At 65.0% G+C, this 13,510-nt stretch carries 9 protein-coding genes; 1 reads left to right on the top strand and 8 read right to left on the bottom strand.

Annotated features, from left to right (window positions below):
- Positions 1–1,658: 1,658 nt before the first annotated feature.
- From E5X34_RS09645 to E5X34_RS09615, 7 genes are all read right to left on the bottom strand, one after another.
- Positions 1,659–2,960 carry an HlyD family type I secretion periplasmic adaptor subunit gene (locus tag E5X34_RS09645; RefSeq protein ID WP_292563418.1) on the bottom strand — a complete coding sequence of 434 codons (1,302 nt, stop codon included), beginning with the start codon at positions 2,958–2,960 and terminating at the stop codon, positions 1,659–1,661.
- A 1-nt stretch (position 2,961) separates the two neighbouring features.
- Complete coding sequence (locus tag E5X34_RS09640; RefSeq protein ID WP_292563415.1) at positions 2,962–5,004, bottom strand: type I secretion system permease/ATPase; 2,043 nt, start codon at positions 5,002–5,004, stop codon at positions 2,962–2,964.
- Positions 5,005–5,562: 558 nt separating this feature from the next.
- Positions 5,563–6,417 carry a patatin-like phospholipase family protein gene (locus E5X34_RS09635; protein WP_292563413.1) on the bottom strand — a complete coding sequence of 285 codons (855 nt, stop codon included), beginning with the start codon at positions 6,415–6,417 and terminating at the stop codon, positions 5,563–5,565.
- Entirely contained in the window at positions 6,414–7,748 is a 1,335-nt protein-coding gene (locus E5X34_RS09630; RefSeq protein WP_292563409.1) for a pitrilysin family protein, read from the bottom strand. The genes E5X34_RS09635 and E5X34_RS09630 overlap by 4 nt, the downstream gene beginning before the upstream one ends.
- Positions 7,749–7,969: 221 nt before the next feature.
- Entirely contained in the window at positions 7,970–9,331 is a 1,362-nt protein-coding gene (locus E5X34_RS09625) for a pitrilysin family protein (RefSeq protein ID WP_292563407.1), read from the bottom strand.
- Between the two features lie 94 nt (positions 9,332–9,425).
- Entirely contained in the window at positions 9,426–9,980 is a 555-nt protein-coding gene (rsmD, locus tag E5X34_RS09620) for a 16S rRNA (guanine(966)-N(2))-methyltransferase RsmD (protein ID WP_292563404.1), read from the bottom strand.
- Entirely contained in the window at positions 9,961–11,916 is a 1,956-nt protein-coding gene (locus tag E5X34_RS09615) for a pseudouridine synthase (RefSeq protein ID WP_292563401.1), read from the bottom strand. The genes rsmD and E5X34_RS09615 overlap by 20 nt, the downstream gene beginning before the upstream one ends.
- Before the next feature lie 180 nt (positions 11,917–12,096).
- On the opposite strand from E5X34_RS09615, the gene E5X34_RS09610 reads away from it, so the two are divergent.
- Entirely contained in the window at positions 12,097–12,558 is a 462-nt protein-coding gene (locus E5X34_RS09610) for a nucleoside deaminase (RefSeq protein ID WP_292563398.1), read from the top strand.
- A gap of 39 nt (positions 12,559–12,597) precedes the next feature.
- On the opposite strand, the gene E5X34_RS09605 is transcribed toward E5X34_RS09610, so the two are convergent.
- A complete protein-coding gene (locus E5X34_RS09605; protein WP_292563396.1) occupies positions 12,598–13,272 on the bottom strand; it encodes a hypothetical protein in 675 nt (224 codons plus the stop codon).
- Positions 13,273–13,510: the final 238 nt, after the last annotated feature.

The raw sequence follows: 13,510 nt of genomic DNA, 5'->3' as shown, positions 1-13,510 counted from the left end.
GTCATTGTTGAGCCCATCGCCGTTCTTGTCGATGAAGATCGTCACGCCGGCCAGGCCGGTATCGTCGGCCGACAGCCCGTCGCCGGTGATGTCGGTGTATTTGTGGCCGGAGATGTCGAACTTCTCGAAGTTGGCAAAGTTCAGCCCCGGCTGGTCCAGACCGGAGGTGCCGTTGATCGTATAGCCGGCCGCACCGACCGTCTGCACATAGCCGCCCGGCAGGACCTCGTAGACCTTCTTCCCGTCATAGCTGGCGTCGAGGCCGGTGAAGGACCAGCTGCCGTCGGCGGCCGTCACCGTCTGGTTGGCGGCACCATCATTGTTGAGCCCATCGCCGTTCTTGTCGATGAAGATCGTCACGCCGGCCAGGCCGGTATCATCGGCCGTGATGCCGTTGCCGGTGATGTCGGTGTATTTGGTGCCCGAGATCGAGAAGGTCGCCGGATTGGTCAGCGCACTCCATTCCTCAAAGGTGCCGGTGCCAGACCAGTCACCACCCTGGAATCCCATGGCGGTATAGAAATACAGGAAGTTGCCGTTCGCAGGATTAAAATTGGCAGTCGGCACCAGAACAATCACGTCGCCGCCGCCGCCGCTGCCGCTGTCATACTCGGCGTCCATCAGGACCGAGTAGGTCCCCCCAGCATTCATATTATAAGCTAAAGTGGTGTTCCCAGAAGTGAAATGGAAGTTGGGGTCCGTTCCGGCGGTGTCAGGGCCGGCCGCGAAGCTGCCCGCACCAAGACTGCCATTGGCCGACTGGTAGATTTTCAGCTGATCGAGCGAGAGGAATGGATTCGCCCCGGTCTGATGCATATCGAGACGGAATGCGTAATACGCTCCGTTCGGGTCTATCGTGCCATCGGCATCGACTTTGACCAGAGAGTTCAGAGAAATGACCATATTGTGCTGGCTGGACGTCTTTTCATCCAACACGCCATCGGGGCTGTTGAAGCCCTGCTCCGCGCCGGCATTCTGAATCTGCGCAAACACCGACCAATTGCCGGTGCCGGAAGAACCACTTACCAGATTGTCGAAAATCGTCGTGTCGCGGCTTGAAAACCGAGCACCAGCCGCGTCCACGATCGTGTTGTCGGCGGTTATGTCGATGTGGGTGTCGACATAGGCGAAGGTCGTCGGCGGCGTCTTCGGCGCATCCGTGAACGTTGTTGTGGCCGTGTTGCCAAAATCGTCAGTGGCCGTCAGCATGAATGCCTGGTTTGCCGCATCGGCATTGACGTACCACGACGTCTGGATCGATCCGTTGACGACGCCGTCGAGATCGCCGGCGCCGCCGTCGGTGACGGTCCAGGGCGTCCCGGTTCCCGTGAGATCATAAGCGAGCACATCGTCCGCGGTGCCGAGGATCCCGTCGGCGCCGGCGCTCAGATGGGCGACCTCGAAGGTGAACGTGCCGCCGTCCGAGACATTGCTGGCCGTGATTCCCACCGTCTCGCCGGGCGCGTAATCCGCATCCGCTTGGTCGAGCGAGATTGCAGGCGGCGCCACGGGGTCGGTGCTTCCAGTCGTGGTGGATGTCGTAAGCGGATCGCCTGTCAGATTGTCGGTAATATCGCCGGAGGCCATGACATTTCCCCTTCAATTCGAATGCGTTACGTTCCGTATCTGCTGCTTTTCATTTACCGCGCGAGGCGGACCTACTGTCTGAAAGCTCGGGTGATCTGGTCCTGCAACGGCTTCACCAGATAGGACATCACCGAACGGTCCTCGGTCTTGATGAAGGATTCCACCGGCATGCCGGGGACCAGCTTGACGTCGCCGAGGCGTGCAACCTGGGCGGCGGTCGTCCTGATGCGCACGGTGTAGTAGCTGACGCCGGTGCGCTGATCGGTGGCGATGTCTGGCGAAGTCCGCTCGACCACGCCCTCGATCTGCGGCGTCGTGCGCGTGTTGAACGCGGAAAAGCGCAGTGAGGCCGACTGGCCGGCCCATAGCTTGTCGATGTCGCTCGGCGCGATCCTGGCTTCTACCGCAAGGCTGTCATTGTCGGGCACGACCTGCATGATCGTCTCGCCCGGTTTCACCACGCCGCCGACCGTATAGGCGATCGACTGCTGCACGACCCCGTCCTGCGGTGCGCGGATGTCGACCCGCTTCAGCTGGTCCTCGGCGGCGACCTTGCGTTCCAGGAGCTCGCTCATCTGGCCATCGACATCGCGCAGGTCCTTGTTCACTTCGGTGCTGAGGTCGAGATCGATCTGGATGATCTGCAGCTTGATCTCGGCGATCTTCCCCTCGGCCTGCGCCTGGGCCGCGATGAGCTGGCCGCGCTCGCCGTCGAGGCGCGTGGCCTCGCGTTCGGTCGAGGTCAGACGATCGATCGAGATGAGCTTCTTGGCCCAGAGCGTGTGCACCGAGGCGAGCTCCTTTTGGACCAATTGGATCTCCTTGCTCTTGGCATCGGCCTGCGCAACGTCGCCGGAGATTTCCTTCTCGAGCTGGGCAATGCGCTCCCCAAGCTGGCTCTTCTGCCCGGCGCGTGAGGTGCGCCGGGTCTCGAAGTGCTGCTTTTCGCCGGCCACAGCCTCGGCGACGTCGGGATCGGAGACGCGATCCGAAAGCTCACGCGGAAAAACGATGGAATCGCTCCCCTGGCGCTCCGCATCGAGCCGGGCCTTGCGCGCCGTGAGCTGGTCGAGCGCCTTGCTCACCACGGCAAGATTGGCGGCGGGAACGGTGCGGTCGAGGCGCAGCAGAAGGTCGCCGGCTTTCACCTTGTCGCCGTCGCGGGCATCGATCTCGGCAATGATGCCGCCGATCGCATGCTGCACGTTCTTGACGTGGGAATCGACGACGAGCGTGCCAGGGGCGATGACCGCGCCGGCAATCTCGGTGACCGATGCCCAGCCGCCGACGCCGCCGCCAAGCAACAGCACGGCTCCAAGCCCAAGCCGCGTGTAGAAGCGGATAGACGCATGGGAGGCGCCCAACGCAGCCATATCAGTTCCCTCCACCGGTTCCGTGTGCGGCAGCCATGCGGGGGCCTTCCGCCGCCTTCGGTGGCTGGTTCCCTGAAGGGACCGACCGCAGCATCGGGAACATCTTGGCGAAAACCTCGTCCTTCGGTCCGAATTCGTGCACGCGCCCCTGGTTCATCGCCATAATGAAATCGACGGCGGCCAGCACGTTCGGACGATGGGCGACAATCACCACCACGCCGCCGCGTTCGCGAACGCCGAGCATCGCGCGGATCAATGCCTGCTCGCCATCCATGTCCAGGTTGGAGTTCGGTTCGTCGAGCACCACCAGGAACGGATCGCGATAGAGCGCGCGGGCCAAGGCGATGCGCTGGCGCTGGCCCGCCGAAAGCGCTTCTCCATGTTCGCCGATCTCGGTCTCGTAACCCTGGCGGAAGCTGACGATCAAGTCATGCGCGCCGGCCGCCTTGGCTGCGGCGATGATCGCGTCAGCGTCGGTTTCCGGTTCGAAGCGGGAAATGTTTTCGGCAACCGTGCCGGCAAACAGCTCTACGTCCTGCGGCAGGTAGCCGATATGGCGGCCGCGCTCTTGTGACGACCACTGGTCGAGATCGGCGCCGTCAAGCTTGACGCGGCCGCTGACAGGCTGCCAGGCCCCAACGAGAGCCCTGACCAGGGTGGACTTTCCCGAGCCGCTCGGGCCGATGATGCCGAGTCCATGACCCGCCTCCATGGCGAAGCTGGCGTCCTGGACCAGCAGCCGTTGCACCCCCGGAGCCGCGATCATCGCATTCTGCATTGTCACGCCGGCGTTCGGCGCGGGCAGTTGCAACGGCTCGGTCTCGGCGGGCATGGCCGCCAGCACTTTGGCCAACCGCTGCCAGCCCTGGCGGGCGCTCACGAAACCTTTCCAGTTGGCAATCGCAAGATCGACTGGTGCCAGCGCGCGGCCGCTGAGTATGGAAGCGGCGATGATGACGCCCGCCGTCGCCTGCTCCTCGATAACCAGCCAGGCGCCGATGCCGAGCATCGACGACTGCAGCAGCATGCGCAGCACTTTCGATACCGAACCGAAGCTGCCGGCAACGTCGCTCACCTTGCGCTGGTCGGCAATGAATTCGAGGTTGGCATCTCGCCAGCGCGACGCCAACCCGCCAGCCATGCCCATGGCGGCGACCACTTCAGCATTGCGAGTGCCCGCCGTGATCAGCCCGCCGCGGCGATTCCCGCTCGAGGTGGCGGCCGATACCGGTTCTCGCGTCATCCGCTCGGCAAGCAGGGTCAGCACGACCAGCACGGCCGCCCCGAGCAGCGCCGTCACGCCAAGCACCCAGTGGAACATGAAGATGATGACCAGATAGATCGGCATCCATGGCAGGTCGAACAGCGCCGTCGGGCCCATGCCGGACAGAAAGCCGCGCACGCTGTCGAGATCGCGCATCGGCTGCAGGCTGTCGCCCTGGCGCCCTGCCTTCAGCGGCAATCTTAGCATCGACGTATAGACACGATGACCAAGAGCTTCGTCGAGGGCGCCGCCGATCCGCACCAGAACCCGCGCGCGCACGAAATCGAGAAAGGCCTGCCCGCAATATAGGATGACGAGCAGGATCGAAATGCCGACGAGGGTCGGCAGGCTGCGGCTCGGCAGCACGCGATCATAGACCTCGAGCATGTAGAGCGAGCCCGCCAGCATCAGCACGTTGAGCATGCCGCTGAACAGGCCAACGGAGACGAAGGCGGACCGGCAGCTGGCAAGTGCGGCGGCGAGTTCCGAACGAGCGGAGCCGGCGGGCCGACGACCGGTCGCTCTCGTCGAAGGTTTGCTGCGTGTCACTGTGCGAGAATGTGCGGCGTCGACGACGCTTTGCGCCGCGTCTTGCACGACGTCGCCGCGGGCGCGGAACATGGCCAGGCAACCGAAACCCGCCATCGCCGCCGCGACGAGCATCGAGCCTATCGATGCATGCCAGCCGGAGCCGAAGAGGAAAAACATGGCAACGCAAGCCACGAGGATCAGGCCGACAAGCCGCACCTTCGCCTGCGCCGAACGAAAGGTTGTGCCCATCAACCTGAGCGACGCGTTACCAAACCCCACAGCCACGACACGCCTTTCACATCCTGGGCGCGTCAGTTGCCGCCGTTGGCAGGATGGCCGCGCAAGGCAGCCCAAACACCCGTGCCAAGAGCGCTGAGATCAGCGCCTACTCCGTAGAGGGGGGATTCGCATAACGTCGAGCAAGCCGCACCAACTGCTCAGGCCGGCGAGTGGCGGCTCTCGACGGCTCACTGATCAAAGATGACGGCGACGGCGGCGAAAATGCCGCAATGCTATTCCTACCCCAGTAGCGCCGTAACTCGTTGTTGCCGGTCAGGAGGCTTTTCACGCTACTCTTTATTAGCAGATTATTAACTCTACCGGAGCGTGCGTCAACGGGCAACGCGATGAAGAGTCTATGACATGCCTCAAATCCATGCGTAAAAGGCGGCCACTCAGCATAAAGAATACTTCATGTTATTCTTAGGTCCAGCGCAATCGAAGACCTATGCGCGGACTTATCAGACTTCGGTTGTCGGACCTCGGTCGCCATCGCGAGGACCTGAAGGGACGCAGCCGGGGGAACCCTCAGACAACCTTCTTCCCACGCTTGCCGACATGCCTGGCCACCGCCTTCTCGACGGCGCGCTTCAATTCGTCCTTGATCTCCGCCGTCTCGGCCATCAGTGCCTCGATCTTCAGGAAATCGAGCACGCGGTACTTCGAGACTTTCGGGCGGATCAGGATGTCGGGCCTCGACTGCTGCAGCTTGTTGGCGATGATCGACTGCATCATCAATTGCGAGGCGCCGTACATCAGGTCGACCGTGGTCGGGTGCTTGCGCTCGGCATCGCTCGGCGCTCCGACCACGTCGATCGCGATGATGATGTCGGCATCCTTTTCGAGGAGATCGAAAGGGACGGGATTGTAGATGCCGCCGTCGATCAGCAGGCAGCCATTGCGCACCACCGGACGGAACACCGCCGGGATGGCAGCCGAAGCGGCGAGCGCGGAATGCAATTCACCCTCGGCGAGCACCGCCAGCTTGTGGCCGAAATAATCAGTCGCCGTCACCTTGAGCGGGATCTTCAGCGCGTCGAACGTCCGCGGGATCGGCTCAGGCAGGAAGGCCTTCAGGATGCGCTCGATGTTGAACTGGCCAACGCGGATGCCGCCCTGCATGGCTTCCGCGATCGTGCCCGGCCGCGAGCGCCACATGCGCGCCGCCACTTCGGCGCGGCTGCCGAGGATCGATCGGGCATAGCTGTGAATCTCGGCGCCCGTCATGCCCGACGCCATGCCGGCCCCCATGATGGAGCCGATCGACGAGCCGGCGATCGCCACCGGCTTGATGCCAAGCTCGTCGAGCGCCTCGATGATGTGGATATGCGCGAGACCGCGCGCGCCGCCGCCGCCGAAAGCCACCCCGAAGGTCGGGCTCATCCCTTGCCGCCTCCCGCCACCTGCACCAGCGGCGGGCCGATGACCATCACGGCGGGATCGGCCGACAGAAGCTTCTTCGCCGCCGCTTTGACGTCGGCCAGCGTCACCGCGTTGATGAGCGCGGCGCGGCGCTTCATATAGTCGATGCCGAGATTGTCGACCTGCAGCTCGACCAGCGTCGCGGCAATGGAGGCGGAGGAATCCAGATTGTTGATGGCGTAAGCGCCGATCATGTATTTCTTGATCGCCGCGAGCTCTTCCTCGGTGGGGCCGTTCTCGGCCATATCCTTCACCACCTGTCGCACGATCGAAAGCGTTTCGGCGGCGCGGTCGGAGCGCGTCGCCGTCGTCACCAGCAGCGCGTGGGAATGCTCGTTGTCGACCAGATCGGAACTGACGCCATAGGCAAGGCCGCGCTTCTCGCGCACCTCCGAAAAGAGCCGGGAGGTGAAGGTCGAGCCGCCCAGGATCTCGTTCATCAGGACGGTGGCAAAGAAATCGGGATCGCTGCGTTTCACGCCCGGCCAGGCGAGCTGCAGCGAGGTCTGCGGCAGGTCATAGTTCACCTCGAGCTGCTGCCCCAGCTTTGGCGTGACATCCGACACCGGAGCCAGCGTCTGCTTTTCGGGCAGATCGCCGAAGACGTCGTCCAGCTTGTTGCCCAGTGTCGCGGCGTCGATGTCGCCAACCACCGCCACATGCAGGCCGCCGCGGGCGAAATTGGCCTTGTGGAAGGCCCTGATGTCATCCGCGGTGATGGTGGTCAGGCTGCCCTTCGTCCCCTGGTCGGAACGCGAATAGGGATGCTCGCCATAAATGGCGCGCAGCCAGCGCTGCTGCGCCACCGTGTTCGGATCGCGCTCATTGGCGAGAATGCCGGAGAGCACCTGGGCGCGGATACGGTCGATCGGCGCCTGGTCGAAACGCGGGCTGTTCACCGCCAGTTTCAGCAGGCCAAAAGCCTCGTCCTTCTGGTCGGACAGCATACGCATCGAGCCATAGGTGCCGTCGCGCGCGGCCTGGAAACTCATCTCGGCGCCGGCATCGTCGAGCTTCTGCTGGAAGGCGTCGCTGTCCAGGTCGCCGGCGCCTTCGTCGAACAGGCCGGTCATCAAATTGACCAGGCCCTCCTTGCCGGCCGGATCTTGCGCGCTGCCGCCATCGAAGACGAAGCGGATGGCGATCAGCGGAATCGAATGGTCCTCCACCAGCCAGGCGGTGGTGCCCTTCTTCGACTTCACCTCCTGGATGTTCATCTCCGCGCGGGCCGCGAGCGCCGGCAGGAGCAGGAAGAACAGGGCAAAGCAAAGCGTGGCGACGGCGCGATACATTTTTCCTTCTCCCCTTGTGGGAGAAGGTGGATCGGCGCGCAGCACCGAGACGGTTGACGGGTGGGTGACAGATCGCCATCCTTGCCAAGCTGGAACACCCCTCATTCGACCGAGCTTCGCTCGGCCACCACCCGGGGGCGAGCCACGGGTCTCGCCCCGTCCTTCGGACCCCACAAGGGGAGAAGGGAAGAACCGCCGGCGCACCGAAACCATGCTCATCATCAATTCCCCGCCTGTTGCTGCGGCAAGAGATAGCCGGTGGTCGAATGATCGAGCACCAGGTAGCGGGCGGCGACCGCCTTGACCTCATCGGCGGTGACCTTGCGGATGCGGTCCGGCCATTCCTGCACGTCCTTGACGTTGCCGCCGGTGGCAAGCGTGGAGCCATACATGTTGGCCATGTCGTCCTGCTTGTCGCGGGCAAAGATCATGGAGCGCACATAACGGGTCTTGGCCCGTTCCAGCTCATCGTCGCTCACGCCGTCCTTGACGATGCGGGCGATCTCGGCGTCGACCGCCGCCTCGACATCGGCAAGCTTGGCGTCGCCGCGCGGCGCGCCATAGACGGCGAAGTTGGTGTCGTCGAGCATCGTGCCCTGGAAATACGCGGCCGCGTCGGACGCGATCCCCTGCTTGACGACGAGTTCCTGGTAGAGCCGGCTGCGGTTGCCGCCGCCGAGGATCTCGGCCAGCAGGTCGAGCGCCTCCGCCTCGCCGGGCTTGGCCGTATGATAGGACGGCACCACCCATTGCGTCGAAAAGCTCGGCACCGAAACGCGCGCGTCGGTCAGCGTCACGGTGCGTCTGGTGTTCTGCTCCGGCTCGACCGGGCGGATGCGCGGCCGCAGATCCGGACCGCGCGCGACCTTGCCGTAGGTCCGCTCGGCCATCGCCTTGACGGCATCCGGCTCGACGTCGCCCGCTACGATCAACACCGCGTTGTTGGGTCGGTAGTAATTGTCGTAGAAGGCTTTGGCGTCCGGACGGTTCAACTGCTCCATCTCCTGCATCCAGCCGATCACCGGAATGCGGTAGGGCTGGTTCTGCCAGAGCGTCGCATCGACCTCCTCGTCGAGCACCGCCTGCGGATTGCTGTCGATGCGCGAGCGGCGCTCCTCCAGGATGACGTCGCGCTCGGTCTTGATAACGTCGTCGGTCAGGATCAGGTTGCGCATGCGATCGGCCTCGAAGCCCATCATCTGTTCGAGCGCCGAGGGCGGCACCGTCTCGTGGAAGGCGGTGTAATCGTAGGACGTGAAGGCGTTGTTGGAGCCGCCGATCTCGGACACGGCGCGGTCGAACTCGCCGGCGGCGTGGTTGGTCGTGGCCTTGAACATCAGATGCTCGAAGAAATGCGCGATGCCGGATTTGCCGGCGGGCTCGTCGGCGCTGCCGATCTTGTACCAGACCATGTGGGTGACGATCGGCGCGCGATGATCCGGGATGACGACCACTTCCATGCCGTTGTCGAGGAGGAAATCCTTGACGTCGCCATCGTCGGCCGCACGGGCAGGAGCCGACGCCACCATCGCAAGCGTGCCGACAAGGAGCGCCGCGCGCAGCGCAATCCGCGTAGATGTCATCAAGTTCTCCGGTCCCGGTTGCGCGACGATAGGCAAGGTTCGCTGGCGAGGCAAAGTGATTTGTTCGGCATTTTCGAGGCGCGGCTAGAATAAGCTAGCCGGCCTCGATGAAGCGGATAACCGTTTCGCCGTAATTGCGCTCGTCGATCACCGAAAAACCGGCGCCCGGCTCGAACGGCGCCGATGCCGCCTCCTCGACGACGCAGAGCGCGCCGGGCAGAAGCCAGCCGCCGTCCCTGGCGGAACGCAGCGCGCGCTCGCCGAGACCCCTGCCATAGGGCGGATCGGCGAAGATCAGGCCAAAGGGCGAGATCGTGCCGGATTCGCCGAGATGCGTGGCGTCGCGGCGGAAGATTTTTGTGCGACCGGTGAGCCCGTAGGCTTCGACATTCTCGCGGATCAGGCCGCGCCCCTCGGTCGATTCCTCGATAAAGACGCAGTAGGAGGCGCCGCGCGACAAAGCCTCCAGCCCGAGCGCGCCCGTGCCGGCGAAGAGGTCGAGCACACGGCCGCCCTCGAGCTTGTCGGCGTAGCGATGCGCCAGGACGTTGAACACCGCCTCGCGGGTGCGGTCGGTGGTGGGGCGAATGGCATTGCTTTTCGGCGTCGCCAGCGGACGCCCGCGGAACTCACCGCCGACGATCCGCATCGCCGCCCCTCTTCGGACCACGCGGCCTGTTGCCGCCATCGCCTTCGGGGCGCTCGCCGCGCGGCTTGCCGAACGGCTTCGCGCCCGGCTTGCCCTTGCCGCCCGGTTTGAACGGCGCCTTGCGCGCCTTCGCCTCGGCGGCCCTGGCGGCGTCGGCTTCCGCCCTGCCCTTGCCGATCGGCCGGGCGCCCGGCGCCATCCAGACATTGGCCTTGCGCTGGCCCGGCGGCTCGATCGGCCGCTGCTCGCGCTCGGATTTCTTGCCACGGGGCTTGTCGCCAAAGCCGCCGCGATCGGACTTTGCACCGCGCTCCCCAAATGCCCTGTCCGGTTTGGTCGAGAGCTTGCTCAGCGCCTCATCGCGGCTGCCTTCGCGGCGCTTGCGCGCCTTGATCAGCCCGCCCTCGCCGATCGGCCGACGGTCGCCGTCGCGCGTGAATTTCGGCCGGTCGGCTTCTTCGCGACGCGGACCGCCGCCGCGCACCGGCTTGTTGGAGAAAGGCTTCTGGATCTCGGCGTCGAAATTGGCGCCGGATTCCTCGATCAGGCGCTCGCCGAGCTGCTCGCGCAGCACCCGGCCCTTGATCTCCAGCACATGTCCCTCGGGCAGGTCTTCCAGTTGGAAGGGGCCATAGGAGATGCGGATCAGGCGCGTCACATCGAGGCCGAGCGCGCCGAGGATGTTCTTCACCTCGCGGTTCTTGCCTTCGCGCAGGCCGAGCGTCAGCCATGCATTGGTGCCCTGCTCGCGATCGAGCGAGGCCTCGATCGAACCGTAGAAGACGCCGTCGACGGCGATGCCCTCACGCAAGCCGGCGAGCGCGCTCTCCTCGACCTTGCCGTGGACGCGCGCGCGGTAGCGCCGCAGCCAGCCGGTGGCCGGCAGTTCGAGCACGCGCGACAGCCCGCCGTCATTGGTGAGCAGCAGCAGGCCTTCGGTGTTGATGTCGAGCCGGCCGATCGTCATCAATCGCGGCAGGTCAGACGGCAGCACGTCGAAGACGGTCTTGCGGCCTTCCGGATCGCGGTTGGTGGTGACGACACCAGCCGGCTTGTGGAACAGGAACAGGCGCGTGCGCTCGATCGGCGGGATCTCGGTGCCGTCGAGGTGGATGACGTCGGTGGCGCTGACGTTGAAGGCCGGCGAGTCCAGCACTTTGCCGTTGACCTTGACGCGGCCGGCCGCGATCAGTTCCTCGGCGTCGCGGCGTGAGGCGATGCCGGCACGCGCCAGCCGCTTGGCGATGCGCTCGCCGGCCTCCGGCGCGGCTTCCGAAGGGCGCGGGCGCGGCTTGAAGCCGCCCTCGGGCTTACCCGCGCCGCGCGCACGATCGCTGAAATCGCGCTTCGGCCGGTCGGCAAAGTCGCGTGCCGGGCGTTCGCCGAAATCGCGCTTGGGACGGTCGAAACGGCGTTCGCCACGCTCGCCTTCAGCGGCCGCCGGGCGGTCACCGCGTGGCGTATAGGGCTTGCTACCCTCGCGCTTGTCGAAAGGCTTGCCGTCGCGCGGCGGGCCTTTGCGGAACGGCCGGTCGCCGCGCTCCGCGCCCTCGCCCGTATCGCGCGACCCCATTTCGCCCGGCTTGTAGCTGCGTTTAAAATCCCGGGCCGGGCGCACGCCTGCGGCGGCCACCGGCCGGTCACCGCGTGGCGCAAAGGGCTTGCGGCCTTCGCGCTTGTCGAAAGGCTTGCCGTCACGCGGCGGACCTTTGCGGAACGGCCGGTCGCCACGCTCCGCGCCCCCGCCCGCTTCGCGCGGCCCGGTTCCACGTGGCTTATAGCTGCGCTTGAAATCGCGCTCGCCTTCAGCAGCTATCGGCCGCCCACGCTTGGCGAACGGCTTCTTGGCGCCGTGGGCCGGCTTGCCGCCGCGCGGGCCCGCCGGTTTCGAGCCGCCCTTGCGCGGCCCGCGTGGAGATTTCTTGTCGTCGTCCATTACTTTGCTCGTCTTTGCCTGCTACAGCGCCGCGCGCCCTTTCGGACGCCCAACGCAGGCAGTGTCATCTTGATTTTGCGCATCCGGCGGCGCGGCAAAAACCGATTCCGGTTTTCAGGGTCTCGCGCTAGATAACAGGATCACTCTCGGGTGGCGAGGAGTAATCGGGATGGAAACCGCTTGAAACGACCGGATTTCATGGCCTTGGCGCTTGAAGAGGCCGAGGCGGCCGCCGGCCGCGGGGAAGTGCCGGTCGGCGCGGTGATCGTCAGCGGCAACACGGTGATCGCGAAAGCCGGCAACCGTACCCGCGAGCTTGCCGATCCGACGGCGCATGCCGAGATGCTGGCGATCCGCGAGGCCTGCCGGAAGCTCGCAAGCGAGCGGCTCACCGGCCACGACCTTTATGTGACGCTGGAGCCCTGCGCCATGTGCGCCGGCGCCATCTCCTTCGCCAGGCTGCGGCGGCTCTATTTCGGCGCCGCCGACGAGAAAGGCGGCGCAGTGGTGAACGGCACGCGCTTCTTCGCGTCGCCCATCTGCCACCACGCGCCGGACATCTATCCGGGGATCGGCGAGAGCGCCGCCGCCCTCATCCTCAAGGACTTTTTCCGTGGGAAGCGAAATGGCGGTGAATGGTGAATGAAACTAGCGAGTAGTGAGTAGTGATCTATTCACTATTCACAGCCCCAGCCAGTCGAACCAGCCGCCCTTCTTGCCTTCGGCCTGCGCCTTCAGCCGGCGCTCCTTCTTGTACTCATCCTCGCCGAGCTCGTTCTGCGGCGCAGTGTCGGCGGCCTGGCGATAGGCCAGCGGCGGCTCGCTCAGATATTTGCGCGTGGTCGGGTCGCCCTGCTTCTGCTCGGCAAGCCGGCGCTGGATCTCGGCGGTGCGCGTAGCGCTGGAATCATCGGGCGACCAGCGTGGCGGGTGGCTGGAGGCCGAGTCAGCCATCGCCTTCTTCACCGACGCGGGATCGGTCTGGACATCCTCGACGGCTTCCGGCTGGTAATTTGGGTCGTTCTGATGCGCGGTGGCGTCGGCGCGGATGCGGGCGCGGCGCGCCTCGGGCGATTCGGGCCACTCGGTGCTCGCCGTCTCGATGCTTTCCTGCGGCGGCGGCAGGTTTTGCTTCTGCCCGGGCGCGGGTTTCACCAGGTCAGGGCGCGGCTTGTAGTCGATCGGAGTGCGACGCTTCGGCGTGATCGAGGCAGCGCCCGAAACGTCGTCGAAAAGCTGCGCGGCTGCCGTCTTGTCGGTTCCGTAGGTCGGCGAGCTCATGCAGCCCGACAAGGCGATGGCCGATACCACAAGCGGCGCCACCAGCGCGGCGCGCGCGAACGTTCTGTCGGTCATGCCAAAAAGTCCCACTCTAACTGCCTTTCGGTCGCCACCGGCCAAGGGCACGGTCCCCATCTTCCCCGCACTTGCGACGGAAATCCGGCGACAATTTGTCTGCCGGAGTGTCGCGTGTTTACCTCAACCACTTGTTAAGGGCAACGCACGGGCGGATATGGGCCGCCCGGCGTGGTACTTTTGCACTTATTTGACCGGCGCATGTCGTTGATCCCAAAACCGCCGCACACTTTTGGGC

Origin of the sequence: Mesorhizobium sp., assembly GCF_004963255.1 — a bacterium.
Lineage (GTDB): Bacteria > Pseudomonadota > Alphaproteobacteria > Rhizobiales > Rhizobiaceae > Mesorhizobium.
Note: the sequence above shows the minus strand (reverse complement) of the source record. Positions and strands in the feature narration are given on the sequence as shown.